The following is a 25,552-nucleotide window of genomic DNA, read 5'->3' on the forward strand; positions in this document are numbered from 1 at the left end:
CCCTATCTTCTTTTGAGAAAGCGGCTCGAACTTTCATTCGGACGCGCATGCGCATAGACGCTCGTCGTCTTGAGGTCGGCATGGCCGAGTGTTTGCGAGACGAGTGTGATCGGAGCGCCGTTGTCAATCGCATGGCTAGCATGCGCATGCCGGAACCAGTGCGCAGAGGCGGCTTCGTTCACCCCTGCCCGATTTGCTGTGCGCTTGATCAGGTAATTGATCTCCCGCTCTTTGATGCCAAAGACGCTTGCCTTGGCCGGTGCTCCGCCTCTCAACGCGAGCAGCCGTGCTGCGACGTCTGCTGGCAAGAGCACATGGCGCGGCTTGTCGCCTTTGCCTATGACGGCGAGCTGCACTTCCCCGTTCTCACGCGGAATGATCTCGTCCCATGTCAGCGTCGCGAGTTCCGAAACGCGAAGACCTCCGTAGTACGCGGTCTCAAATAGAGACCGATCGCGTTCAGGATGCCGAGAGTCAGCGGTCGCGCGGATCAGAAGCTGGATATCGACTTCGGGCATTATCCGTTGTGCGAGTTTCCGCGGCGCGCGCTTGAGCTTGATCAGCGGCCCGACGTTGAAACGGGTGTATCCGACTTGGTGGGCGAACCCGAGAAGTGCCTTCACGGCTGCGACCTGCGTGTTGATCGTGGCGGCGCTCGCTGGCGTACCATCGACCTTGACCCGCATCGCTTCGAGCGCCGACTGCACGTCGTCGATCGTTGCATGTCGAAGATCGGTGCCTGCGGCTTCGATCGCAGCAATGAACCGATGTCCGATCCGCTCGTAAGCTCTGAGCGTATGACGCGAGCTATCAGCATGAGACTTGAGCCAGACGGCCACAAGCTCGTTGTCCTTCTTGGCCGTCGTGTGCAGCGTCGGCAACCGCTCGGCGTCGCCGCCAGCGATCTCCGTTCGCTTCGGTTTGATGATCTGCAGATCAGTACCAGTCATGACATCACCTGGGTTGCAGCTCCAAAACAGGCCCAAAATGCCCATTGCATTGCATGCCGATAAGGGATATTATCAGCATATATCTGAAGGTCAATTCTTGGGTCCCACGGATTTGGGCGCATTCTGAATTTGATGGATTGCGCAGGCAGTAATAGCAAGCGTGGCCGCCCATGATCCAAGACGAGTTTGGCTACGATTACATTGATCCGCCCAACTACGCCGAGAGTTCGGACGTCAACCCAACCGATTTTGCCATGGGCCTTCATCCCAAAGGACCGGCGCATCGTCATGCGCCGGCCAAGTTGCTCGCAGCCTAAAACGTCTCTTTATGGAGGAAGCGCTACGGCAGCGAGAAGACGGTGAGCGAGCCACCAAGGTTGGTGTACTGTTTGAGGCCGGAGTAGCCGCCCACGGCACCGAGACCATCGGTCGGATTGGTGAGGCCAGCCGCGAGACCGATACCGGCCCAACCGCCAACACCCGAGTACACGGCAACGTACTGTTTCCCATCATGCAGATAGGTCATCGCGTTGCCGATGATGCCCGACGGCGTCTTGAACCTGAACAACTCCTTGCCATCCTTCTGGTCGACGGCTTTGAAGTAGCCCTCGAGCGTACCGTAGAACGCGATGCCGCCAGCGGTCGTTAGAGCACCTGACCACACCGAGAACTGCTCAGGCTTCGACCAGACGATCTTGCCCTGTGCACCATCCCAGGCAATGAAGTTACCCATGCCGCCATGGCTGTCGGGAGCCGGATACATCGACAGCGTCGCACCAACGTAAGGCTGACCCGCCGTGTAGGAGACCTTGAAGGGTTCGTAGTCCATGCACACGTGGTTGGTCGGAACATAGAACAAGCCCGTCAACTCCGAATACGAAGCCGGCTGCTGGTCCTTGGAGCCGAGAGCCGCAGGGCAGATGCCCTTGTGGTTCACATCGGTGCCCTTGCCTGCCGCAAAGGTCGAATACTTCGGATCGCGGATCGGACGGCCGTAATTCGGGCTCGACTTGTCGAGATCGATCCCGGACGCCCAGTTCACGGCCGGGTCGTACTTCTCAGCAACGAGCGGCTCTCCTGTCTCGCGATCGATCGTGTAGCCGAAGCCGTTGCGATCGAAGTGCGTGAGCGTCTTGTGCTTCTGACCCTTGATGTCCAAGGTCGCGAGCAGAGACTCGTTGATGCCGTCATAGTCCCATTCGTCGAACGGCGTCATCTGATACGCCCACTTCGCGATGCCGGTATCGACGTCACGCCCGAAGTACGTCATCGACCACTTCTGGTCGATCGGCTTGCCGTCCGGCCCAGCGCGCTGAGCGGCGTTCCAGGTCGAAGGATTGCCCGTACCGTAGTAGACCATGTTGAGATCCGGATCGTAGGCCATGTAGCCCCACGTCGAACCGCCGCCGATCTTCCACTGATCGCCATTCCAGGTCTTCAAGGACGAGTCCTTGCCGACCGGTTTGCCGAGCGACATCGTCTTCTCCGGATCGACGAGTATGTCCGAATCCGGCCCCATCGAATAGGCGCGCCAGACTTTCTTGCCCGTATTGATGTCATAGGCAGTCAAGTGGCATCGCACGCCAAACTCGGCGCCGGAGATTCCGATCAACACCTTGTCTTTCACAACAAGCGGCGCGCCGGTGCCGGTCTCGCCTTTCTTCGGGTCGCCGTCGACGACCTTCCAAAGCTCCTTGCCGGTCTTCGCATCGAGAGCGACCAACGAAGTGTCGGCCTGGTGCAGGAAGATTTTGCCTTCAGCATACTGGACACCGCGGTTGACCGTATCGCAGCACATCACAGGAATGACCGAGGGATCCTGCTTCGGCTCATACTTCCAGATGATCTTCTGCTCGTTCGCCAGATCGAGCGCGAACACGATGTTCGGGAACGCCGAATGAACGTACATCGTGTTGCCGATGACGATCGGTCCGCCTTCGTGACCGCGAAGCACGCCGGTCGAGAACGTCCATGCGACCTTGAGCTGGCCGACGTTGTCCGTCGTGATCTGGTCGAGCTTCGAATAGCGGTGACCGCTATAGTCGCCCGACTGAATCGCCCAGTTCGCCGGGTCGCTCGAAAGCTTTATCACGTCCTCGTTGGCCCAGGCTGGCGACGAACACACCAGCAGAGCAACGGCGGCCGTGGAGTTTGCCCACTTCCTCATTACTTCCTCCATATGCTAGCGTCGCAAGCATGCGACGCCGCTGAGCCCACTCAGCTGTCGCCGGAGGATGAGGGAGTTCAGAAGAGAGGGGTTGCAAGCGTGGAAAGCTCAACCGCTCAACTGTCTCCATCATCCCCCGACTTTCCGAGTTGATGAAAGAGACACGCGCTCTCCCGAGGCAGGCATACGAAAATATCCCTACCGCGGCCTCACTCAAAGAGTGAGGACATCAACGCAGTAGGAATCATCAGCCATCGGGGCGGTTATACGGGAGATTCCATTCCCGAGTTGCCAAACTATCCCGACCCCTCACGGAGTCAACGCGAAAATTCACGGACCCGAGAGATTTCGTTATTGACGGTCGGCATGTGTAATCGATTTTTTGTTGCAGCGTCGACTACGGCGATCGCGCATCCGAGCGACATGATCTCGTCAGCGCAACGCAGTCTTTAGGCTGCCGCGATCGCGAGGCGCTCGTATCCATCCACCCGAACTCCTCCACGAATTCCAATTTCCAGCACTCGCAAATCTCGTCTCACGAACATCACGACATGCCGCCGCATGGGCACCCCATTCGCCCAAAATGGCTGCTCATCATGGGCAGGAGCATAAGCGGCCTGCAGGACTTCCGCATCAGGGCAAGCCGAAGAAGGAGCACGTAACGTCTTGGAGAGGCGCGATGCTTGATGCGGCGAGCGCGCCGAAGTCGGCAGTGCTTCGCCAAATCGGCATTCGCGAACAACATTAAAGTTTGCCGTGCTTCGCTTTGCTGTCATCGAAATGCCGTAAGCTGAGAATTGGGTTCATGTCGTTATCTTCTCGGGGGAGATCACATTATGAACGGAGAACAGGAACTCGTTCTGCGCGAGCAAGGGCGCAGAGCATTGATCAGGGCACTCGTGGGCATCGCGAACTCAAAAACACACGAGGAAGCGGTGACGATTGCCCAGCGCCAACTCATTAGGGCGGGCCAGACATGGTACGACGGCACTGCTCCCGTAATGTGAGTTAAAGACTCTCGCCAATTCCGGACCGGACGAGAGCTGCACGGATTGCGCGATGCTATCGATTTTGACCTTGCTCTTTATCCAAGTCACCGAACGTTGGGTGCATCCTGTTGCCTGAAGTCCGAGTTCCTCAAATCGGCGAGGGCCACGTTAAGCCGGTGCCTCGCTTCGCGGAGCTCGTAATCATCATCGCGGGGCACGAGCGCTTGTTCGGATGAGCGTACCCGATCTTCGATCGCTTAGATCAGCGTATAAATTCGGTTGATCGCTTTCTTGCGCATGGCACCTTCCAACGTATCGATCCGGAACCCAAGCGGTAGGGTAGAGTTCCTCCGTTCACCAAGCGAATTCGATTCTGCACTGCACGCTCATCGCAACGCAGCAACTTTGGTTTGTGTGAGCTCATTCCTTTTTTCCGCGCGATACTTCTCCCAGCGCTTGCGCTGTGCGGCGACGATACGCTCGCGACCATGCCGTCACCTGGATCGGATCGATCGTCGAGCGAACATTGACGTCGGCCTGCACGCGCTGCGCGGCGCAGCTTGCGCATTAGCGGCCGCATCGGCTGCCAACGGCGCACCCCTCGGGTTGAAGCGTCGTTCTTCTTGGGCGCCGTAGTTGAACAGTACGGCAAACTCCTGAAGCTCGCGCCGCACCTTCATGGCCAGACGTTCTGTTTCGCAGAGCTTGCGCATGCCCTTGAATAGCGTGGAAACGCCGATGACGAGCGCGAGGATCGCAAGGTTGACGAGATCTTCAATGCTCATTTGGCTCTCGTTTGAAACATTCGCTGGCGCTGGCGCGTTAATGGGCTACGTGGAATCTCACGCGGAGCACCAAAATGACGATCCGAAAGGTCAAGGCCGGCTACCGCCTTGTTTCGAAAAAAGGGAAGAATCTCGGCACTTACAAATCCAAAGGCGGTGCAGAGAAACGCGAGCGGCAAGTTCAGTACTTCAAGAAAAAGAAGGCCTAACGCTAGCCTCCATCGCCCCGATACGAATTGAATACGCTTAAAGGATTTTCTCTTATCCTTCGGCCGCGTCGTGGCGATGCATCGTTACACCTGATCCCTGCCCCCTCAATGACGTCAGAGTGTCGTGGCCATTCCTGATAATAGCCGTCGATTGTTTCTGTCAGTCGTCTGTCCCACGCATTTGTGTCATCGAGCGTCGGACCGGATCGCAACGCTTCCCGTGGAATGCCGACGACGTAGCCGCCAGCATCAGGAACATATTTGAGCGCATGCCAGGGCAATGGATGATACTTCGTGCCAATACCGAGAATGCCGCCGAACGACATCAGAGCATAAGCGATTTTTCCACTCCGTTTCTCAAGCATCACGTCGTAGATTTCACCCAATGTCTCGCCCTCGGCGGAGAGGACAGGCGTACCTTGCACTTTACCGGCCGATATGAGGGTAAATGTTTCATCAGGCGAATTCATGTGACCTCCTCGTTATTTCAAGAGTAACGGCAATCCTGAAACCTAGGTTCCAGCTTGGCGAGGATGATCTTTTGAAAGAACTATCGGCGGTTAGAGCGGCGATACTACCGGGGACTTACTGAGGCATGACTGAAAATTCGCAGCGCACACTCCGTATGACATATGTTTTCGGGGCAGCGGCGTTGGTCGCCTTGATGCTGTTAATAGCAGCTTCATTTTGGCTTGTCGCACAGACACAATCAGCCGCCACTGACGTCTTAAAAGCGCGGGAACGGCTGACGTCGCTCTCGAACATGTTGGTCACCACGCTTAATGCTGAGACGGGCCAGCGAGGTTATCTGCTGACAAGTGAACCCCGCTATTTGGCGCCCTTTGAGTCGGCGGGCCGAAACGTCAAGCCGAGGCTGGAATCGCTTGCCGCGGTTTTTCAAGACGACGTCTCGGCAAAATCTGCCGTCGATAACATTCGGTCGACTGTTCAAGCAAAGATGGACGAACTGTCCGAGACTGTCGAACTCAAGAAATCCGGAAAATCCGCCGAAGCACTCGCTATTGTAACGAGCGACCGCGGTAAGGATTTGATGGATCAAATTCGCTCTCAGATCGGTCAAGAAACGGACCGCGTCAATCAAATGCTCGGTGCGGGCGTAGAGAAACAGCGAGGAAATGCATCTTTAGCGCGCCAGTTTGCCATCGGTGCAGCGCTTGCCATTCTCCTTGCGGCATTGGGAGCGATCGCCACCATCTTGAAATACACGAGAGAACTATTGTTCGCGCGGTCTGAACTTCAAACTCTGAATACTGGACTAGAGGACCGTGTGACAGAACGGACGCGCGACCTCAAGCGCGCCAATGATGAGATCCAGCGGTTTGCCTATATCGTGAGCCACGATCTCCGATCGCCACTCGTCAACGTTATGGGCTACACGAGCGAACTTGAGACGAGCCTGGATACTCTTAAGGAATTGGGGAACGATCCTGAGCTTGAAACCTTGTCTTCTGGTCCAACCGCAAAGGCCGTTATCACAACGGACATGCCGGAATCGATCGGCTTCATCCGAAAATCGACGAGCAAGATGGATGCCCTTATCAAAGCAATTTTGAAGCTATCGCGGGAAGGTCAGCGCATCCTTACTCCCGAACAAATCAATCTAGAGGAGTTCTTTGCGTCCATCCTAACCAACGTGCAGCACCGGATGTCCGAATTGGAAGGACAGATCACGATCGCAACACGCCTGCCCGTCCTCCATAGCGATCGTCTTGCGCTTGAGCAGATCTTCGTCAATCTGGTCGACAATGCCATCAAATACAGAGCTTCAGACAGGCCACCTGAAATCACGATCCGGCAAGCCTCTGGCGCCTGGGGATCTGTCGTCATCGACGTTGAGGATAATGGTCGGGGAATAGCTGCCGTGGACCATGAGCGGGTATTTGACCTTTTTCGCCGCGCGGGCCCGCAAGACCAGCAGGGCGAAGGTATCGGGCTGGCACATGTGCGCGCGCTCGTTCGGCGCCTCGGCGGCGAAATTACCATGACTTCCGAACTCGGACATGGCACGACCTTCCGCGTCACACTTCCCAAGACACTCCAAACCGTAGCGGAGCAATCGAGTGGATAACAACGGGACGCCCGTCAGAATCGTGATGATTGAGGACGACGAGGGGCATGCGCGGCTCATCGAGCGAAACATCCGAAGAGCCGGCGTTAACAATGAGATTATGCCGTTTACAAACGGCACCGACGCACTGGCCTATCTATTCGGAGCCGACGGAAGCGGCGAAGCAAGTGCAAGAAGGCATCTCCTCGTTCTGCTGGATTTGAATCTTCCCGATATGAGCGGCGTCAGCATTTTGGAGAAAATCAAGGCCAATCCCCATACCAAGCGCACGCCCGTCGTGGTTTTGACGACCACGGACGACCAACGGGAAATTCAGCGCTGCTACGATCTCGGCGCCAACGTGTACATTACAAAACCCGTCGACTATGAGAATTTCGCGCATGCCATTCGGCAGCTCGGTCTTTTCTTCTCCGTTATCCAGGTTCCGGAAATCCAGTAGCATGCCGCGCCCCAAGATCCTGTACATCGACGACGACCCTGGGATTGGGCGACTTGTTCAGAAGACGTTGGAAGCCAACGGCTTTGATGTGTCCCTTGCGCAATCCGGATCCGCCGGGATCGCGCTTCTCCGCACAGAAACGTACGATATCGTTGCTCTCGACCATCACATGCCGGGTCACACCGGCCTCGACGTGATGAAGGATATCCGTTCGCTGCCGGACTATCCCCCCGTCATCTATGTCACCGGATCCGAAGACAGTCGCATCGCCGTCGCGGCGCTCAAATTGGGCGCCGTCGACTACGTTTGGAAGGATGTACAGGGGCACTTCCGGGAATTGCTCGTCAAAGCCGTCTCAACAGCAATTGAACAAGAACGGCTGCGCCGCGAAAAGGAGGCTGCCGACAAGGAAGTTCGCGCTGCCCGCGACCGCGCAGAGATGCTTTTAAAGGAGGTCAATCATAGGGTCGCGAATTCTCTCGCGATCGTCGCCGGTTTGGTCGGATTGCAAAAGTCATCACTGCAAGATGAAGCCGCGCAACAGCTCCTGGAGCAGATGCGCGCTCGCATTATCGCTATCGCAGGAGTCCATCGCCGTCTCTACACATCTCACGACGTGAGTAGTGTCGATCTCAAGGAGTATTTGGGCAGCCTCGTCGATGACCTTCGGGCCGCGATGACAGATCAGGGACGAACGCACCCGATACAGCTGAATTGCGTGCCCATCTCTTTGCCGACGGATAAGGCCGTCTCCGTGGGCATCATCGCAACCGAGCTTGTGACGAATGCTTATAAATACGCCTATCCAAATCGCCAAGGCGACATCCGCATCAGCGTTACGCGAGACGGTAGCAGCATATGTTTATTCGTCGAAGATGACGGCGTCGGGCTCACCGAGCTCTCATCCAGTGCAGGCACCGGCCTTGGATCGAAGGTGATTGCATCGATGACCGCCAAACTGCAGGGCTCCGTCAGCTATCCGACGGTGGCGACAGGAACACGTGCATTGCTCCAATTCGAGCTATAGTAACTCTCGTAGACCGGCGGAGCTTCGCGCAAAATGCGAACTCTCTCTTCTCGAGGCGAAGATGAAACACCTTTCCGTGCCTTATGCTGAAGGCTTCCGCGTTTTGATCGGCGACGACCATTCTCAGGCGGCGTCGATGGTGATTGCAGTGGGTGACAAAGAGGGCGGCGCCGACAACCGCCACAGTGGAGCGGATCAGTGGCTCTACGTCGAAAGCGGAGACGGCGAAGCCCGGATCAATGGGCACACCTATCTCCTGGAAGCCGGGTCGCTGATATTAATTCAGCGGGGTGATCGTCACGAAATTCGTAACACGGGTCGGTCGCCACTTAAGACGCTGAACATCTACGTTCCGCCGGCGTACACGTCGGACGGAGACGAACTGCCAGCAGCGAAAGCCTAGCGGAACAGCCGAATTCGCGCTCATCTGCCCCGGCGTTGGTGCGGCCGCTTTTTGCTGTCAGTATTCTCGGAGAGATTTTCGCGGGCTTTGATGCGGTCTTCAGCTTCTGTGCTGCTGTTGGCGCCGTTGCTGCGAACTGTCGTCGTCCGGCTTCGCCGTAGGGGTTTTACTTTTCATTGTGCTGCATCTCGCGCCAAGCGCGCATGCCCATGCACGGCGAATGAGGCTAACGTTTTTTTCCGATGCAGCGTTCCCATCCAGCACAGTGTTCGACCATCGTGGGCAAAGCCTTATCGCGCTTCACTCCAGCGATCGCTCCAAAGCTGCAAGAAGCACGAGCTCGTCCGTGGGTTTACCTACATTGGGCGCTCCCGCCAGAACGTCGCCTCCGTAAAGTTCAGGTCGGCTGTGCGCGCTCGCCATGACAAATGGGATGTTACGGGCCTTCAGCGCTTCGGCCACTAATGTCACAGGTCCGTCCACCAAATTGACATCGAGTAATGCTATCGTCGGCGTCTCAACTTCCAGCAGGCGCAGCGCCTCTTCGACGCTCGCTACCGGTCCGAGCACGGACCATCCGCGCTTCTCCAGCACCAGTGTCAGATCCAGCGCGATCAGGAATTCATCTTCGACAATAAGGACGGTTTTCGACACGCAGGCCCACTCGACGTCAGCCTTCTGACGATGGTCGCAACGGAATGAGTATCTCTGCCTTCAAACCTGCCGGACCGTAAGCGAGTTCCGGATGGCCGCCCAGTTCAGCCGCGGCGACCTGGATGAGACGCGTTCCAAAGCCCGTGGACGTCGGCGCCGATGCCGGAGGTCCTCCAACCTCCTCCCAATCCAACCGCAATCGCTGAGCATCCTCGGCTTGGAAAGACCACCGGACCCGGATCTGGCCGTTGGGCGCCGATAGCGCGCCATACTTAACGGCATTCGTTGCGAGCTCATGAAGAATCAGACTGAGCGGCTGGAGCTGCTCCGACGCGAGGACAATCGGCGGGCCAGGTTCTATCAGGACCGCCGAAGAAACTCCTGTATAGGGCTCAAGCGTTCGCTCGACCACGCGCTGAAGCGGAACGTCCTTGTTTTCTGAAAAAGCAAATTCATGCGCTCGCACGAGCGCGTTGAACCGTCCAAGAAATGCCTCGCGATATTCCGCGCCCGAGCGACCCTCCACGGAAGTTTGGCGTGCCATCGCCTGGACCAAAGCGAGGAGGTTCTTTACGCGATGACGGAGTTCGCCAATGAGAACGTCCTTTTCCACCTCCTGCTTTCGGCGATCGGTCGCGTCAACCATCGAGAGCAGAAGCGTCCGGCTGATGTTATCTGGATGGTGGAGCCGGTGGGCCGTAAGAAGCATCGTTCGCCGGCCGAGATTCGGAAAATCATGCGTCACTTCATAGTCGACGATCGAAGAGCTTTTGGGAATGACATCTTCCAACAGTCGGCGAAGCTCTGGAATGTCCCATTGGCCATTTCCAAGCTCGTAGAGATGCTTTCCGATCGTTTCGTCCTGGCTGACGTTAAAGGTTTCGTGGAAAGCACGATTGGCCGTTTCAACGGTGAGTTCCTGGTCTAAAACCAGGAGGGGATCTGGAACAGTGTCGACGATGCCCTGCGCGCGAACATGGCCATTCCGAATAACGCGGTAGAAATCTTCCAGGTTCATGAGCCAACCCCAGGTCGCGGCTGATGCACCTGGGTACTATACCTGATCGCCTGCCGAAATGCCGTTGTTGGGCTCGCATACAGGCCTACACATTAGTTAATCTTCGGGACATTGAGAGACCTACTTTCTCAATGCCGGGATCATTGCCGCGGCGCAGAAAGACTCTTTCTGGATTGGACCTCCAGATGCGGCGGCGGTCACTTCTGATGCACTCTAACAATTACGGCTGAACGCTGCCGATCACGCCGCCAGCATCCTCGGAATTCGGCCATTCGAGGTTAAACGCGCAAACTGCGATATGTTCTCTTCCGCTAGCCTGGGATTCCCGTCGGCGTATGATGAAAGGGGAAAATCCCAAAAATCCAAAACAGCACGGCCGCCGCGATAAACGCCAATATAAAGCCAGCCACGAGCATCACGAGCGTGTCCCTGGAATTGTCGGCGCCCTTCACACGTTCTTCTGTTTCGGTCGTTCCGTTTCGCATCGGATTTGGACGGACCATCACGAGACCTCCTGCAGCTCTCTAGTGAAGCTCGAAACGTGTGTGCAGGTTCCTCTACCGGACCAGCCCTCCAACTTGTTCGACGACACTTCAAGCTAGGCGTCAGACTATGCACTCAGCCTAACGCTCTCGCGTCTTTGATTCGGAAACAATGGGCCGAGGTTTTCCGCTATTGGTAGCGGGAGGGCGACTTGATCCACCGACCGCATCGACCTTCGCCTTCGGAGGACAACACTCTTTGGAGCGCTTCGTTTACACCAAAGGGGCAATCGGTCTGTCGATTGTTTCCAAGGTTGATCGCAAGGATGCAATCGCAGTCGGTAAGGCGATGCCTGACACCAGCATGATGGCCACCGACGTGATCAATGCGCCAACCGCCGGCATCAAGCCACCGCGACTGGCGGAAATTGCGCGCGATCGCTGCACCGGATCGCACCGGGATCGCACCCGACGAATTTTGGCCATCTGCCGAAATCCGCTAATGTCTTGAAAACAATGGTGGGTGATCACGGACTCGAACCGTGGACCCGCTGATTAAGAGTCAGGTGGTTCCGCCGACATTCCGTTGCCAAGCGCAAAGTTCGCCCAATCCGACATCAGTGCGCGACGCTTTTCCAGGAGCTTACCTCTCCGGTACGCGGCTTCCACCTTTGACTCGATGGTGTGAGCGAGTGCCATCTCCACGACCTCTCGCGAGTGAGACGTTTCTTCGCTCGCCCAATCGCGAAAGCTGCTGCGGAACCCATGTGCTGTCGCCTCGATCTTGAGCCGTCGCAGCAACTCAGTCAGCGCCATGTCGCTCAAGGGCTTCTTAGCGTTGTTGGGAGATGGAAACAGCAGCTCGGCTTCGGGAAAAAGCGCGATGGCGGCCTTTGCGATCTCGGCCGCACGCGGCGATAACGGCACGACGTGCTCCTTACCGCCTTTCATCCGTTCGGCCGGAATGGTCCAGAGTGCTCTATCGATATCGATCTCGCCCTTGGGCGCGAGCCTCACTTCGCCGCTGCGGGACGCGTTCAACACCAAAAACTCGAACGCCAACTTAGTGATTTCCGCCGCGTTAGAGGCTCGAAGCTTTCGAATGAACCCAGGAACATCTGAGTAAGGCAGCGCCGCAAAGTGCACCACCTCGTCAGTTTGCTTCGGGAGGCCAAGGACGGCCAACCGGCACGGGTTCTCGCCGCTCCGCATGCCGGAGGCCGTGGCGTAGTCGATGATAGTCGAGACGCGTTGAAGCACTCGCCGAGCCGTCTCGGCCTTCGTCGTCCAGATCGGCAGTAGGAGCTTTAGGATTTCTGCCGTGCCAATACGGTTGACCGCCGTCTTACCGATTGTCGGGAATGCATAGAGTTGGAGCGTCTTCAGCCACTGATTGGTGTGCTTGCCGTTGCGCCACGTCGATTTGCGGTTCTTGTGCACGGTGCGTGCGCATTCCTCGAATGTCGGCACACCTTCCCGAAGCGCAAGCCGAGCCGCGACCGGATCTTCGCCTGCCTTTGCGAGCTTTCGAAGCTCATGCGCTTTATCGCGGGCTTCGGCCAAGGACACAGTTGCAGAACCACCAAGACCGACGTCTCGCCTCTTGCCATTACACATGACGCGCAGCACCCAGCGCGACGCGCCAGATGGATCGACGACAAGGTAGAGACCATTACCGTCGCCATAGCGACCGGGCGCTTTTTTCTGACGGACGAATACGGCTGTCAGGCCGTTCGAGCCGCGCGAAGGTGCGGTTTTCGGATGTGACTTGCTGGACATGATGGGCCATCTCACCGACCCACATTTCATCCCACAAAAGATTGGGGATGGCATAGAACAAACCGAAACCTGTCCACACCGGCTTGGACAGTCCAAATTAGCGGTTTAGGTCTATATTCCTTGATTTTTCCGCACTTGCTTGGACAGCTTTGGACTAGTGCGGATCGGCGGTCATGGCGGAGAGAGTGGGATTCGAACCCACGAGACCCTTACGAGCCTACACGCGTTCCAGGCGTGCGCCTTCAACCACTCGGCCATCTCTCCGCGGCGCACTAGCTAGGCGGCGCGCACTATACGCATCGAGGCTCCCAGCGCAACGTGTGACTGACAGGTTCCTGACATCCTTTGCCTGTGTCTCTTGACCGCGCTCCCGCCGAGCCACAAAAAAGCGCGGGTAATTAAGCAAACGGGCTCCATGACCAGTTCGCAACTCCTCAAAACGCTGGCCGTTTTATCGATTTCATGTGTTGCAGCTGCCGTCTGGGTATGGCACGCGACCGGCGAACCGCCGAATCACTGGCTGTTTCGGATCGCCGGGCTGGCGTTCTTCGCAGCCTTGATCGTCGCGATCGTAAGCCCTGACACGCGGCCCCGGATATTGATGCGATTTCTCGCGGCTCTCTTCGCATTGTTCGCCCTGATCTCGTTCGCCTCCGACGTTTCCCGCCCGGCCGTCGACGGCCAGGGTCCGGGCACGATGTCCCTGTTGCAGCATTTGCAGTCGCTCGCGCCGACGTTCGTCGCCGCGCTCCAGCGCACGATCGAGAATGCAACAGGTGCATTCGTTTGGGACCCGCTGCTTACGTCGTTTCTATCGCTCCCGGCTTGGCTGCTATTTCTGCTGTTCGCCGTTGGAGCCGGGTTTCTGGGGCGGCCAAGGCGGCGTGTCCGCATATTCGTCAACGACTACTGATAGGATCGACCTGCCGCACCCCGGCTGACGGCAGAATTGTCCCGCCCCTGCAACGTTCTTGCTCTGAGCGCCGTATAAAGGTCGCAACGTTTCAAGAAGAAAAAGGAGCAAATCCATGTTCGCCAAAAGCCGCGCCGCCATGCCGACGCCTGAGACCGCTCTGCGCGGCAGGTCAACGCCGATCCTGCCTGCATCCGCCGAGCATTATCTGTTCTCGCGCCCTCTCCACGGGCCCTATCCCAATGGACTCGAAGTTGCGATCTTTGGGCTCGGATGCTTCTGGGGTGCCGAGAGGCTGTTCTGGCAGCTCGGAGACGGCATCTGGATCACGGCGGTGGGTTATGCCGGCGGCTTCACCGAAAATCCGACCTACGAGGAGGTCTGCTCCGGCCACAGCGGTCACACGGAAGTTGTCGTCGTGGTTTACGACCCGAAAGTGCTCCCCTACGAGCGACTGCTGAAGACGTTCTGGGAAGCGCACGACCCGACGCAGGGCTTTCGTCAGGGCAACGACGTCGGCACCCAATACCGCTCGGCGATCTACACGACGACGCCCGGCCAGCTCGGAGCCGCCCGCGCCTCCGAGCAGGCCTACGCCAAAGCCATTGCCGCCAAGGGCTACGGTCCGATCACGACGGAGATCAAAAGCGCCGGTCCGGTCTATCTGGCCGAAGATTACCACCAGCAATATCTGGCGAAGGTTCCGCACGGATACTGCGGCTTGGCAGGAACCGGCGTTACCTGCCCGTCGCCAAACGCCTGATATTTACCGGAAGGCATCTCGATAACCCGCCGCCGGGACGATCACTTCGTCTCGGCGGTGGTCGTCTTTTTGACATGCGGCCGAAGCGCCGGATGCGCCGCGGCCGCTGACGCTGGAACAATCGCGAGACCGGCCGACCGTGCGAACGCTGCACGCGCCGCCGCCGCTTTTGCCAGAACCTGATGCACGGCGACCTTCGACATCAGCGCCTCTTTCGGAACTGGCACCGGGTCCGGATCGGCGGCAAGAAGCGCGCGGCACTCCGGCGGCAGATCCGCGAGCATGATCGGAGGCGCCGGCGGACGCACGCTGACACTCTGGGGCGGTTTCGGGATGGGCGGCGACGTCGACGGCTTAGCCGGGATCACCTTCGCCAGCCACTGATCGACTTCTTTCCCGCAGCCATCGTCGCCTGTCGGAGGCGGCTGCGGCTTGCACCCGGCAAAGTCCGCCGGGCATTTGATGCGCATATGGAAATGATAGTAATGCCCGTAGAACGGCCGCACTTTGCCGAGCCACTGACGGTCCGTTCCGGCCGCCGTGCACAGCGCCTTCTTGATCGCCGGATGCACAAAGATGCGCTCGACTTCCGGATATGACGCGGCGCGCTTGATCAGCGACACCTGCTTGTCCGTGAACACCTTCGGATCGACGGCGACGCCCGTGTCATCGAGCATCGAGGTCGCATTGAGCGTCTCACGTTCTTTGCGAGTCAGCCGCCGCTTCGGCATTGGCGTCAACCAGATGTCGGCATCGAGACCGACCTGATGGCTCGCGTGCCCCGTGATCATCGGGCCGCCGCGCGGCTGAGCGATATCGCCAACCAGAAGACCCGGCCAGCCGTCCTGCTTCTGCGCATCGTCGGCAAATGTCTTGATCAGCGAAATGAGCTGCGGATGGCCCCAGTTGCGATTGCGCGACAAGCGCATCTCCTGCCAGGCCGGCCCGTCGATCGGCAGAGCTTCCGCGCCCGACAGACAGCCGCGTGAATAATAGCCGATCGCGCGGGCGGCCAGCGGCGCCGGCTTTTTCACGACGCCGAACAGCTTTTTGGCGCCGACGAATTCCGGCCATTTTGGCGCCGCGCCACCGGCCTTGAGGCTCGCTGTGATCGACGTGCTGGTTCCGGCGATCGGCTCCGTCGTGAGCGTAATCGTTCGTGCGGTGGAACTTTCGGGCGGAGGCGACGCAGTGGTCACATCCTTCGCGGCCGAGTCGCTGTCGGGCTCTGTTGCGCCGCCGCCCTCTGCATCCGAAGAGCCATCCGCCGCTTGCGTCAGAAAACCGTTGCCAGGTGCGAACGCAGGCAGTTTGTGTTCGCCGCTCGCTGGAGCCGCTTTCGGATCAGGGCTCGGCTTCGCCAGGGCTGGCTGCCCGCCTTTCGCGTTCGATTGCGGATCGGCCTGCGTGGGATCGGCATAAGCGGGAGCGACCGGCGACAGTCCAGCTGCCCCGGCAAGGAATAATCCAGCCAGACTTGGCGCGAAAAACAGCGCGAATAGCCTCACGGCCCTCATGCCCAATCCCGCTTTTGCGTAAGACCAGTCCCCTTTTACTCCATAGTCGGGCAAAAATCCGACCTGCAATCCAGAAACGCCTCAATGCCGCTCGGGCGTGACCCAAAAACCGGCATTGGAAAACCAGATCAGCGCATTAAACAGCGCCGATGCGCGAACAACCAGTGTTCAATTTCGGAAGTTCCCTCGCTATGAAGCAGACCCGATTGAGCGAAAGGATCAGCTCTGACATTTTCCATTGAAACCGGCACCGCGACCGCCCGCAATCGCCTTATCCTCGCCCACGGCGCGGGAGCAGGCGTCGAGTCGCCATTCTTCGCCAGCATCATGGAGCTTCTGGCGGCGCGCGGCATCGCGACGACCGGCTTCGAATTCGGCTACATGTCGGCACGGCGCACCGGCGGCTCGAAGCGCCCGCCGCCGAAAGCCGAAGCATTGACGGCGCAATATCGCGACACCGTCCACGTCCTGACGAAAAACTGGAAAAAATCGAAACCGGTCATCGGCGGAAAGTCGTTAGGCGGCCGAGTCGCAAGCCTGATCGCCGACGAGCTTTATGCCGAGGGAAAAATCTCCGGCCTCGTCTGCCTCGGCTATCCGTTTCATCCGCCGCACATGCCCGAAAAGCTGCGCACGGCCCATCTCGAAACGCTGAAATGTCCAGCGCTCATCGTCCAGGGCGAACGCGATCCGTTCGGCAACCGCGCCGAGGTCGAAGCCTTGCCGCTATCGAAAAGCATCAAGCTGGTCTGGATGAACGACGGCGACCACGATTTCGGCCCGCGCGGGCGTTCCGGCTTCACACGCAAAGGCAATCTCGCGGAAGCGGCGGACGCCGTTGCGGCATTTATCTCGAGCCTGCCGCAGCCGCGTTGACGCAATCACGCGTGCAACCTACGGTGCGCGCCTAGCCAGCCGACCGGAGACGGCTTCATGTCCTCCGCCCGCTCATATTTCTCAAGCCGTTCAGAAAAATAAAGATAGCCGCCGCAAATGACCTCCCTTGCCTTCACCGCCGACCAAGTCGCCGCCAGCGAAGCCTCGAAGGCATGGCCATTCGAAGAAGCCCGGCGGCTGATCAAGCGGCTCGAACGGCTTCCGGGCGGCGCCGATAAGACGGTCTTGTTCGAAACCGGCTACGGACCCTCCGGCCTGCCGCACATCGGCACCTTCGGCGAGGTCGCGCGCACGACGATGGTCCGCCACGCCTTCGAACTTCTGACCGAAGGCAAGCGCAAGACGCGACTGCTCTGCTTTTCCGACGACATGGACGGCATGCGTAAGATTCCGGACACCGTACCGGACAAGAAGGCGCTGGAACCCTACATCCAGATGCCACTGACCAAAGTGCCCAATCCCTTCGGTGGCGATTATCCGAGCTTCGGCGACCACAACAACGCGATGCTCCGCCGCTTCCTCGACACCTTCGGCTTCGATTACGAATTCGCGAGCGCGACTGAATACTATAAGGCCGGCCGCTTCGACGAAGTGCTCCTCCGCGCGGTCGAACGCTACGACGACATCATGGCCGTGATGCTGCCGACGCTCGGCGCCGAACGCCAGGCAAGCTACAGCCCGTTTCTTCCCATTTCGCCGACGAGCGGCCGCGTGCTTTACGTGCCGATGAAGGAAGTCGACGCCAAGGCCGGCACGATCACCTTCGCCGACGAGGATGGCCGCGACGTAACGCTCCCCGTCACCGGCGGCCACGTGAAGCTGCAATGGAAGCCCGACTTCGGCATGCGGTGGGCCGCGCTCGGCGTCGACTTCGAGATGTTCGGCAAGGACCACCAGACAAACGCCCCGATCTACGACCGGATTTGCGAAATCCTCGGCGGCGTCGCGCCTCAGCATTACGTCTACGAACTCTTCCTCGACGAGAACGGCGAGAAGATTTCGAAGTCCAAGGGCAACGGCATCACCATCGACCAGTGGCTGACGTATGCTTCGCCGGAAAGCCTCGCGCTCTTCATGTTCCAGAAGCCGAGAAGCGCCAAGAAGCTCTACTTCGACGTCATCCCGCGCGCTGTCGACGAATACCTGCAGTTCCTGTCTGCCTATCCGAAGCAGGACGGCAAGCAGCAGCTCGACAATCCCGTCTGGCACATCCATGCGGCCCAGCCGCCGAAGCCGGAACTGCCGATCACTTTCGGCCTGCTCTTGAATCTGGTGTCGGTTTCGCACGCGCACAGCAAGGACGTGCTCTGGGGCTTCCTGGCGCGCTATGCGCCAGGCGCAACGCCCGAGAATAATCCGATCCTCGATCGCCTCGCGGGCTATGCGATCCGCTACTACGAGGACTTCGTCAAACCGACGAAGAAGTTCCGCGCGCCCGACGACGTCGAAATCTCGGCGCTGCAAAGCTTGGATGCAACGCTCGCATCGCTACCGGCAGGCGCCGACGGCGACACGATTCAGAACGCGCTGCTCGATGTTGGCCGCGCCATCCCGCGGTATCAGGACCCGACCAAGGTCAGCCCCAGCGGCGGCCCCGGCGTGAAGCTCGACTGGTTCCAGGCCATCTACGAAATTCTGCTGGGACAGGAGCGTGGGCCGCGTCTCGGGACGTTCGTCGCGCTTTATGGAATTCCCGAAACGCGCGCCCTGATCGCCAAAGCACTCAGCGGTTCCCTCGCAACCGCTTGATTGCGTTACGTTGGATCAAGCGGCGGGCGGCATCGGCTTTTTCTGATCTTCAATCGGCGCGAGGTTTCGCGAAGACGGGCGCTGCGATTTGAGATCAACGCGCCAGATTTTTTCGATCAGCGCGATCAGACGTTGCTCGCGCGCCTCGATTTCAGGCCGCCGCCAGTCGCGCTCGCCAAGAACATCGCGCGTGACCGCAAGCAACGGTGCATTGCCCACGGAAATCGTGCCGTAGATTTCCTTCTTCTCCGCCCACGACGCGTTGCGCGCCCGGTCGTTCTCCTGCTGCGTGATGAGAACGAGGTTGCCGAGACAGTCGACGAGCTCGGCGCGCACTTCGGCACTCGGAACGCTCTGCCGCCACGCGCTCGACGCCGACGGCCGCTGCGGCAGGACGTGCTCGATCGTATAGAGATCGGGATCGGTCATGATCGCGGCATCGCCCATCTCGTCGCTGAGACGCATCAGCAGCAAGCGGCAGATCTTCGGATTGCGCTTGTGAAGATCTCTGAGATGAAATGCGATGCTGCGGACTTCATCCCGTGACATTTGCAAAGCTGGATGCGTCTCGTCGATCGGCTCTTCCGACCGGATGACCTTGATCAGCTCCGCAAAACGCCGCGTCCGCTTGCCTGAGCCCGCGCAAAGCATTCGCGTGAGCATTGCCAAGCGCTCGATTTCGGCGAGCAGGAACGCCGCCCGATCCGGATTGCTCGTCCACTGCTTGAGCGCAAGGATCGCGGCAGGCGCCCAGTCCGCATCCGGCAGACGGTTCAAATACCGGAGCAGCCTCGGCATGTCGCCGGGAAGCACGTTGTCTCCCTCGTTGCGGACCAGAGCATAGGCCTTGGCGTAGGGGACGAAAACGTCCCTGAAAAATGCTTCCGATCCGCCCGCATCGCGGATCACCCGCCGCACGCCGGTAACGATCGGCAGTCGCGCATATCCGAAAATCGTTCGAAGATGTCCGAAAAACGCCTCGAAATCCTCGCCCATCGCGAGGCTCAGATCGTCCCACGTCCGCGCAGCCCACCCGACATCTCCGGTCGTCATCCGGCTCAAGATGTCCGATTTCAGAATATCGTCGCGTTGCAGTTTTTTGCCGCGCTCGTTCAGGACGACGAACATCTGGTGCGAGCGGTCGATGTCGGTCCCGACGATGACGACGACATAGCAACGATCCGCGATGAAATCGGCAAGCGCCTTGCGGGCCGTCCTCGGCAGATCCGCCAGCACCGCGCGAAATCGATCGCGGACCTCGATCAGCGTCGCTTCCGCATGCGAAATCGGCAGCACGTCTGGCGGCAGAACCGACTTGCCCAGACGTAAAATATTGTTCTCGAAGCTCGCGCGCTCACGTCCCGCCAAGTGCAGCCGGAACCGCTCGGTACGGCGAAATCTCGAGCCTTGTTGCGCCAGAAGCATGCCTTGAACGCGTTTGATCAAGGCCGTCCTCGGACCGACCTCGAGATCGCGCAGCACCGCCAGCAGCGTCATCAGCGTGACCACACGCTGCTGACCGTCGATGACACCGAATTCGCGAGGCGACATCCGGGCCGACAGCTTGGTCGTCAGAACGCCCGGCTCGTCCATCAACACGACGGCGCCCAAAAAATAGTCGCGATCGGGCACGCCTCCGAACCCGATGCCCGCGGCTTCCATCAAATCGTCGAGCAGTTGTTCTGCTTGTTCACGGCCCCAGGAGTATGGGCGTTGAAATATCGGAATATTGAGAAGGTAAGGGCCGGACAGAAGCTCGGAAATACTGAGAGATGCCGTTGGATACACGGAGACTTCGACCTTTTCGTCTGGCGCGCGCACGAGCCGGACCTTGATCCTGCGTGTTCATGTGTCGCGCCATTCGCTAAACCCGGTTGTGCAGATATCCGATCGTGATACCAACGATCGCGAACAACCGCTACTCCCGTTCACGTCACAAAATATGGTTCACGTGAGACGCAGCGTCAAAGTCGTTCTTTTGAATGAAACAGATCGTCTACAAAATCGCCACAGTCGTTGACTGGCGACAAGCGGTGACCGACGGATTTTACGCCGGCTCGGCCGACGATGTCCGCGACGGCTTCATCCACCTCTCCTCGAAGTCCCAGCTTTCTGGAACTTTAGAGAAGCATTTCAGCGGCAAAACCGATCTCATTCTGATAGCGTTCGAGGAACAAAAGCTGGATCCGCACCTTAAATGGGAAGCATCCCGCGGCGGTGCGCTCTTCCCGCATTATTACGGTCGCCTTCCCGTCGCGAGCGCGTCGTGGGAACGCAAACTGGAAATGAGCCCCTCCGGCTCGCACATTATGCAGGACGAATGGTTCGTATGCTGAACACCCTTTATCGGTTCGCTCGGCCAGCCCTGTTTGCGCTCGATCCGGAAGACGCGCACGAAGCGACCATCAAGGCGCTCGAACGCGGCCTGCATCCTCGTTCGCTCGGCGAGGATGACGCCGTGCTCCGCCAAAATGTATTCGGCCTCGAATTCCCAAACCCGATCGGCGTTGCCGCAGGCTACGACAAGGACGCGCGCGCCGCCGACGCCGTGCTCGCGATGGGCTGCGGGTTCGCCGAGATCGGCACCGTGACGCCGCGACCGCAATCGGGGAATCCGAAGCCGCGCGTCTTCCGCCTCGTCGGCGACCGCGCCCTGATCAACAGCCTCGGCTTCAACAACGGCGGACATGCCGCTGCGCTGGCGCGACTTGAAGCGCGCAAGGATAAGAACGGCATCGTCGGCGTCAACATCGGAGCCAACAAAGACAGCACCGACCGTCCGGGCGACTATGCGAAAGGCATCGAGACGTTCTCGCATGTCGCGAGCTACTTCACGGTGAACATTTCGTCTCCCAACACGCCGGGGCTGCGCGATCTGCAAGCGCCCGCCGCGCTCGACGAACTGCTTTCGCGCGTCATGGACGCCAGAGCCCGCGCCGTCTCGCAGGGCATCCCACGACGACCGATCATCGTGAAAATCGCACCCGACGTTGCGCCGGACGACATTGCCCCGATTTGCGAGCGCCTCGTCGCGCACGCCGTCGACGGCATCGCGGTCTCGAACACAACCCTGTCGCGCGACGGGCTGAGCGACGCTCAATCCACGAAATCCGGAGGTCTCTCTGGCCGCCCGCTGTTCCGCCGCTCGACCGTCATGCTCGCCCGCGTGTTCGAACAAACCGGCGGCAGGATTCCGCTGATCGGTATCGGCGGCATCGATAGCGGCGAGACGGCACTCGAAAAAATCGAGGCCGGCGCGACGTTGCTGCAGGTCTATACCGGATTGGTCTATGCCGGACCGGGCCTCATCGGCGAAATTAAATCGCAACTTGCGCGTGACGTGCGCCGCCGCGGCTATTCGGACGTCGGCGCATTGCGCGGCACCAAAGCCAAACAATGGGCCGCCTTACCATTGTAAACTGAGGCGCGCGGTTCCACCTCGGAGCATGATGCTCACGACGCCAAAGAAAGCCGGACGCAAGCGACAGCCACCCGCGCCGAAAAAGCCGGTGCTGCCGCCCGAAATCGCCGCGTGGTTTTCGCGCCGTGGCTGGCAACCCCGAGCACACCAGCTGGCGCTCCTGGATGCCGCCCGTCAGCGGCAATCGACACTCCTGATCGCTCCGACCGGCGCGGGCAAGACGCTTGCCGGATTTCTGCCAAGCCTCGTCGCGCTCGGCGGCGAGAAGCGGCCGCGCTCCGGCGCCGGACTCTTCACCCTCTACATTTCTCCGCTCAAAGCCCTCGCCACCGACGTCGAACGCAACCTGATCGAGCCCATCGCTGAAATGGGCCTGAAAATCCGCACCGAGACGCGCACCGGCGACACCTCGGCTGCGCGCCGCCAGCGCCAGCGCGTCAAGCCTCCACAGATCATGCTGACGACGCCGGAGCAGGTCGCGCTCCTTCTCAGCCATCCCGACGCACCGCATCTGTTTGCCGATCTCGACACGGTCATCCTCGACGAATTGCACGCCCTCGCGCCATCGAAGCGTGGCGATCTTCTCGCGCTCGATCTCGCGCGGCTTAGAACGCTCGCACCGAACATGCGCACCGTTGGATTGTCCGCGACCGTGGCACGTCCGAGCGAACTTCGCGGCTACCTCGTTCCCCAGACTGCTCCCGACAGCATGACGCTGCTCTCCGAGCTGGTCACCGTCGAAGGCGGCGCCAAGCCCGAGATCAGCATCCTCGAGGTCGAGGATGAAATCCCCTGGTCCGGGCACACGGCGCGCTATGCGATGCACGAAGTGTACGACGCGATCCGTGCTCACAAGCTGACGCTCGTCTTCGTCAACGCACGCCTGCAGGCCGAAGTCGCGTTTCAGGAGCTGTGGCGCATCAATGACGACAATCTGCCGATCGGCTTGCATCACGGATCGCTCGAAGCGCCTCAGCGTCGTAAGGTCGAAGCCGCGATGGCGGCAGGGAAACTGCGCGCCGTCGTCGCAACATCGACGCTCGATCTCGGCATCGATTGGGGCGACGTCGATCTCGTCATCCACCTTGGCGCACCGAAAGGCGCCAGCCGTTTCCTGCAACGCATTGGCCGCTCCAACCACCGCATGGACGAGCCGTCGCGCGGCCTTCTGGTTCCCGGCAACCGCTTCGAGGTTCTCGAATGCCGCGCGGCGCAACAGGCCGCCGAGGAGGGCGCGCAGGACGCCATTCTCTCGCGCTCGGGAACTCTCGACGTTCTCGCACAGCATATTTTGGGCATGGCCTGCGAAGCGCCGTTCAATCCCGACGTGCTGTTCAACGAGGTCCGATCCGCCCTTCCCTACGCGGACCTCACCCGGCAGCAGTTCGATCGCGCCGTCGAATTCGTCTCGACCGGCGGCTATGCGCTGAAATCCTACGAACGCTTCGCGAAGCTACGGCGCGAGCCTGACGGTAAGCTCCGCGTTTCCAACCCGCGCGTCGCGCAGCAATATCGCCTGAACGTCGGAACGATTGTCGACTCCCCGATGCTCAAGGTCCGCCTCGTCTCCGCGCGCCGAGCAAAAAGCCGGACGGCGATGGGCGGCCGCGTTCTCGGCGAGGTCGACGAGTATTTCGCTGAGCAATTGCCGCCCGGCGCAACCTTCGTCTTCGCGGGCGAAGTCCTTCGCTTCGAAGGCATGCGCGACACCGAAGTTTTCGTATCGCGCGCCTCGTCCGAAGACCCGATGGTGCCGAGCTATGGCGGCAACAAATTTCCGCTCTCGACGCATCTCGCCGCGCGCGTGAGGGCCATGCTCGCCAACCCGAAAGATTGGCCCAGTCTGCCGCCCGCCGTCGGACAATGGCTGACGCTGCAAAGCGAACGCTCCGTACTCCCCGCAACCGACGAAGTGCTCATCGAAACATTTCCGAGATCCGGCCGCCATTTCCTGGTGGCCTATCCGTTCGAAGGCCGCCTCGCACATCAAACGCTCGGCATGCTTCTGACGCGGCGGCTCGATCGCGCCGGACTTCATCCGCTCGGCTTCGTCGCCAACGACTACGCGTTGGGTCTCTGGACGCAAGGCGATCTCTCCGCACACATTGCCGACGGCCGCCTGTCGCTCGCCGACCTCTTCGACGAAGACATGCTTGGCGACGACCTCGACGCCTGGCTCGCCGAAAGCAATCTGATGAAGCGGACGTTCCGTCTGGCCGCCGTCATCGCCGGACTGATCGAGCGGCGGCATCCCGGCAAGGTCAAATCCGGGCGTCAGGTCACGATGTCGACCGACCTGATCTATGACGTCCTGCGCCGTCACGATCCCGGCCACCTGCTGCTCGAAGCGGCCTGGGCGGACGCGGCCACGGGGTTGCTGGACATCCGGCGGCTCGGCGACTTTCTTGCCCGCATCAAGAACCGAATCAGGCATCAATCTCTGTCGCGAGTGTCACCGCTGTCTGTTCCGGTGCTGCTCGAGATCGGCCGCGAGGCCGTTGCCGGCCACGCTCGTGACGCATTGCTGCGCGAAGCCGCCGAGGCGCTCGCCGAAGAGGCGATGGGGACATCTGAGAATGGGCATTCTGAAGCCGGAACGCATCGGACTTGACGACTTCGCGGATCAACCCGTTTCGATCTGCGGCAAGTCTTTTCTCGCGCACAAGTCCGGCGCGCTCTACTGGCCGGCGGAACGTGCCCTGATCGTCGCTGACCTGCACCTCGAAAAAGGTTCGGCATTCGCAGCGCGCGGTCAGATGCTGCCGCCCTACGACACGCGCGAGACCCTGATGAAGCTCGCCGCGATGATCGACCACTACAATCCCGAAACGGTCATTGCCCTCGGCGACAGCCTGCACGATCCCGACGGCGCCGCGCGCATGGACCGGAGCGACGTCGAAAGCCTGCACATGCTGCAGGAAGATCGCGACTGGATCTGGATCACCGGCAATCACGATCCCAAGATCGATCGCATGCTTGCGGGTTATGTCCTGCCGGAAATCGTCGTCGAAGGGATCGCGCTTCGCCACGAGCCGCGCCCCGGCACCGTCACGCACGAAATCGCCGGGCACTTCCATCCTGCCGCCCGGCTCGTCATGCGCGGCACCTCGCTCCGCCGTCCCTGCTTCGTCGGCAACGGGCTGAGGCTCGTCATGCCCGCGTTCGGCGCTTACACCGGCGGCCTCAACATTCTCGATCTCGCGTTCGAGCCGCTGTTCGGTCTGGATGGACTTGCGGTTTGGATGCTCGGGCACGAAGGGCTGTATCCCGTCGCCCCGCGCCTTTTGCGCGACGACTGATC

The 25,552-nt window shown here is 59.8% G+C and carries 25 protein-coding genes, 1 tRNA gene and 1 riboswitch; of the genes, 16 read left to right on the plus strand and 10 right to left on the minus strand.

What is annotated here, in order from left to right; genetic code table 11:
• Positions 1 to 2: 2 nt before the first annotated feature.
• Positions 3 to 950 (minus strand): tyrosine-type recombinase/integrase, encoded by a 948-nt coding sequence (locus tag HYPGJ_RS11665; protein ID WP_159108299.1) that lies wholly within the window; start codon positions 948 to 950, stop codon positions 3 to 5.
• A 170-nt stretch (positions 951 to 1,120) separates the two neighbouring features.
• Between HYPGJ_RS11665 and HYPGJ_RS19230 the strand changes: the two genes are divergently transcribed.
• Positions 1,121 to 1,267: a hypothetical protein gene (locus HYPGJ_RS19230; protein WP_159108300.1), complete on the plus strand. Its 147-nt coding sequence runs from the start codon at positions 1,121 to 1,123 to the stop codon at positions 1,265 to 1,267.
• A 23-nt stretch (positions 1,268 to 1,290) separates the two neighbouring features.
• On the opposite strand, the gene HYPGJ_RS11670 is transcribed toward HYPGJ_RS19230, so the two are convergent.
• Positions 1,291 to 3,117, minus strand: coding sequence for a methanol/ethanol family PQQ-dependent dehydrogenase (locus tag HYPGJ_RS11670; RefSeq protein WP_046847314.1), 1,827 nt, complete (start codon positions 3,115 to 3,117; stop codon positions 1,291 to 1,293).
• Positions 3,118 to 3,348: 231 nt separating this feature from the next.
• Positions 3,349 to 3,411: riboswitch (Fluoride riboswitch) on the minus strand.
• A 542-nt stretch (positions 3,412 to 3,953) separates the two neighbouring features.
• On the opposite strand from HYPGJ_RS11670, the gene HYPGJ_RS19235 reads away from it, so the two are divergent.
• On the plus strand, positions 3,954 to 4,124 hold the full coding sequence (locus HYPGJ_RS19235; RefSeq protein WP_159108301.1) for a hypothetical protein: 171 nt from the start codon (positions 3,954 to 3,956) through the stop codon (positions 4,122 to 4,124).
• Positions 4,125 to 4,600: 476 nt separating this feature from the next.
• Here the strand turns inward: HYPGJ_RS19235 and HYPGJ_RS11675 are convergent, their stop codons facing one another.
• The gene (locus HYPGJ_RS11675) at positions 4,601 to 4,891 is read right to left on the minus strand and encodes a hypothetical protein (protein WP_046847315.1); all 291 of its coding nucleotides are present in this window, start codon (positions 4,889 to 4,891) and stop codon (positions 4,601 to 4,603) included.
• A gap of 74 nt (positions 4,892 to 4,965) precedes the next feature.
• Between HYPGJ_RS11675 and HYPGJ_RS19545 the strand changes: the two genes are divergently transcribed.
• The gene (locus HYPGJ_RS19545; protein ID WP_280136164.1) at positions 4,966 to 5,100 is read left to right on the plus strand and encodes a hypothetical protein; all 135 of its coding nucleotides are present in this window, start codon (positions 4,966 to 4,968) and stop codon (positions 5,098 to 5,100) included.
• Positions 5,101 to 5,102: 2 nt separating this feature from the next.
• Here the strand turns inward: HYPGJ_RS19545 and HYPGJ_RS11680 are convergent, their stop codons facing one another.
• Positions 5,103 to 5,570: a PRC-barrel domain-containing protein gene (locus HYPGJ_RS11680; RefSeq protein ID WP_070104068.1), complete on the minus strand. Its 468-nt coding sequence runs from the start codon at positions 5,568 to 5,570 to the stop codon at positions 5,103 to 5,105.
• A 125-nt stretch (positions 5,571 to 5,695) separates the two neighbouring features.
• Between HYPGJ_RS11680 and HYPGJ_RS11685 the strand changes: the two genes are divergently transcribed.
• The 4 genes from HYPGJ_RS11685 (at position 5,696) to HYPGJ_RS11700 (ending at position 9,058) form a co-directional block, all read left to right on the plus strand.
• On the plus strand, positions 5,696 to 7,189 hold the full coding sequence (locus HYPGJ_RS11685; protein ID WP_046847316.1) for a CHASE3 domain-containing protein: 1,494 nt from the start codon (positions 5,696 to 5,698) through the stop codon (positions 7,187 to 7,189).
• A 25-nt stretch (positions 7,190 to 7,214) separates the two neighbouring features.
• Positions 7,215 to 7,628 (plus strand): response regulator, encoded by a 414-nt coding sequence (locus tag HYPGJ_RS11690; protein ID WP_046848362.1) that lies wholly within the window; start codon positions 7,215 to 7,217, stop codon positions 7,626 to 7,628.
• A gap of 1 nt (position 7,629) precedes the next feature.
• Positions 7,630 to 8,655: a response regulator gene (locus tag HYPGJ_RS11695; RefSeq protein WP_046847317.1), complete on the plus strand. Its 1,026-nt coding sequence runs from the start codon at positions 7,630 to 7,632 to the stop codon at positions 8,653 to 8,655.
• A gap of 61 nt (positions 8,656 to 8,716) precedes the next feature.
• Complete coding sequence (locus HYPGJ_RS11700; RefSeq protein ID WP_046847318.1) at positions 8,717 to 9,058, plus strand: cupin domain-containing protein; 342 nt, start codon at positions 8,717 to 8,719, stop codon at positions 9,056 to 9,058.
• A 300-nt stretch (positions 9,059 to 9,358) separates the two neighbouring features.
• On the opposite strand, the gene HYPGJ_RS11705 is transcribed toward HYPGJ_RS11700, so the two are convergent.
• Both HYPGJ_RS11705 and HYPGJ_RS11710 read right to left on the minus strand, forming a co-directional pair.
• Positions 9,359 to 9,712: a response regulator gene (locus HYPGJ_RS11705; RefSeq protein WP_046847319.1), complete on the minus strand. Its 354-nt coding sequence runs from the start codon at positions 9,710 to 9,712 to the stop codon at positions 9,359 to 9,361.
• A 16-nt stretch (positions 9,713 to 9,728) separates the two neighbouring features.
• Entirely contained in the window at positions 9,729 to 10,730 is a 1,002-nt protein-coding gene (locus HYPGJ_RS11710; RefSeq protein ID WP_046847320.1) for an HWE histidine kinase domain-containing protein, read from the minus strand.
• Positions 10,731 to 11,471: 741 nt separating this feature from the next.
• On the opposite strand from HYPGJ_RS11710, the gene HYPGJ_RS11720 reads away from it, so the two are divergent.
• Positions 11,472 to 11,723, plus strand: a complete 252-nt coding sequence (locus HYPGJ_RS11720; protein ID WP_046847322.1) for a hypothetical protein — start codon at positions 11,472 to 11,474, stop codon at positions 11,721 to 11,723.
• 44 nt (positions 11,724 to 11,767) lie between these two features.
• On the opposite strand, the gene HYPGJ_RS11730 is transcribed toward HYPGJ_RS11720, so the two are convergent.
• Both HYPGJ_RS11730 and HYPGJ_RS11735 read right to left on the minus strand, forming a co-directional pair.
• The gene (locus HYPGJ_RS11730) at positions 11,768 to 12,991 is read right to left on the minus strand and encodes a site-specific integrase (RefSeq protein WP_046848363.1); all 1,224 of its coding nucleotides are present in this window, start codon (positions 12,989 to 12,991) and stop codon (positions 11,768 to 11,770) included.
• Between the two features lie 174 nt (positions 12,992 to 13,165).
• Positions 13,166 to 13,255: transfer RNA gene (locus tag HYPGJ_RS11735), tRNA-Ser, on the minus strand.
• A 151-nt stretch (positions 13,256 to 13,406) separates the two neighbouring features.
• On the opposite strand from HYPGJ_RS11735, the gene HYPGJ_RS11740 reads away from it, so the two are divergent.
• Complete coding sequence (locus HYPGJ_RS11740) at positions 13,407 to 13,904, plus strand: hypothetical protein (protein WP_046847323.1); 498 nt, start codon at positions 13,407 to 13,409, stop codon at positions 13,902 to 13,904.
• Between the two features lie 115 nt (positions 13,905 to 14,019).
• Complete coding sequence (gene msrA / locus HYPGJ_RS11745) at positions 14,020 to 14,667, plus strand: peptide-methionine (S)-S-oxide reductase MsrA (RefSeq protein ID WP_046847324.1); 648 nt, start codon at positions 14,020 to 14,022, stop codon at positions 14,665 to 14,667.
• Between the two features lie 41 nt (positions 14,668 to 14,708).
• Here the strand turns inward: msrA and mepA are convergent, their stop codons facing one another.
• Complete coding sequence (mepA, locus tag HYPGJ_RS19585) at positions 14,709 to 16,184, minus strand: penicillin-insensitive murein endopeptidase (protein ID WP_046847325.1); 1,476 nt, start codon at positions 16,182 to 16,184, stop codon at positions 14,709 to 14,711.
• Between the two features lie 273 nt (positions 16,185 to 16,457).
• On the opposite strand from mepA, the gene HYPGJ_RS11755 reads away from it, so the two are divergent.
• Positions 16,458 to 17,060 carry an alpha/beta family hydrolase gene (locus HYPGJ_RS11755; RefSeq protein WP_348270905.1) on the plus strand — a complete coding sequence of 201 codons (603 nt, stop codon included), beginning with the start codon at positions 16,458 to 16,460 and terminating at the stop codon, positions 17,058 to 17,060.
• 117 nt (positions 17,061 to 17,177) lie between these two features.
• Positions 17,178 to 18,830: a lysine--tRNA ligase gene (locus HYPGJ_RS11760; RefSeq protein WP_046847327.1), complete on the plus strand. Its 1,653-nt coding sequence runs from the start codon at positions 17,178 to 17,180 to the stop codon at positions 18,828 to 18,830.
• Between the two features lie 15 nt (positions 18,831 to 18,845).
• Here the strand turns inward: HYPGJ_RS11760 and HYPGJ_RS11765 are convergent, their stop codons facing one another.
• Positions 18,846 to 20,651, minus strand: coding sequence for a DUF262 domain-containing protein (locus HYPGJ_RS11765; RefSeq protein ID WP_083984115.1), 1,806 nt, complete (start codon positions 20,649 to 20,651; stop codon positions 18,846 to 18,848).
• Between the two features lie 161 nt (positions 20,652 to 20,812).
• On the opposite strand from HYPGJ_RS11765, the gene HYPGJ_RS11770 reads away from it, so the two are divergent.
• The 4 genes from HYPGJ_RS11770 to pdeM are packed head-to-tail and all read left to right on the plus strand — an operon-like array spanning position 20,813 to position 25,550.
• Positions 20,813 to 21,166, plus strand: a complete 354-nt coding sequence (locus tag HYPGJ_RS11770) for a DUF952 domain-containing protein (protein ID WP_046847328.1) — start codon at positions 20,813 to 20,815, stop codon at positions 21,164 to 21,166.
• On the plus strand, positions 21,160 to 22,248 hold the full coding sequence (locus HYPGJ_RS11775; protein ID WP_046847329.1) for a quinone-dependent dihydroorotate dehydrogenase: 1,089 nt from the start codon (positions 21,160 to 21,162) through the stop codon (positions 22,246 to 22,248). Before HYPGJ_RS11770 ends, HYPGJ_RS11775 begins: the two co-directional genes overlap by 7 nt.
• A gap of 31 nt (positions 22,249 to 22,279) precedes the next feature.
• Positions 22,280 to 24,862, plus strand: a complete 2,583-nt coding sequence (locus tag HYPGJ_RS11780; protein ID WP_046848365.1) for a ligase-associated DNA damage response DEXH box helicase — start codon at positions 22,280 to 22,282, stop codon at positions 24,860 to 24,862.
• A complete protein-coding gene (pdeM, locus tag HYPGJ_RS11785; RefSeq protein ID WP_046847330.1) occupies positions 24,828 to 25,550 on the plus strand; it encodes a ligase-associated DNA damage response endonuclease PdeM in 723 nt (240 codons plus the stop codon). Before HYPGJ_RS11780 ends, pdeM begins: the two co-directional genes overlap by 35 nt.
• Positions 25,551 to 25,552: the final 2 nt, after the last annotated feature.

The organism is Hyphomicrobium sp. GJ21 (assembly GCF_001006785.1).
In the GTDB taxonomy this organism is placed as follows: Bacteria; Pseudomonadota; Alphaproteobacteria; order Rhizobiales; family Hyphomicrobiaceae; genus Hyphomicrobium_B.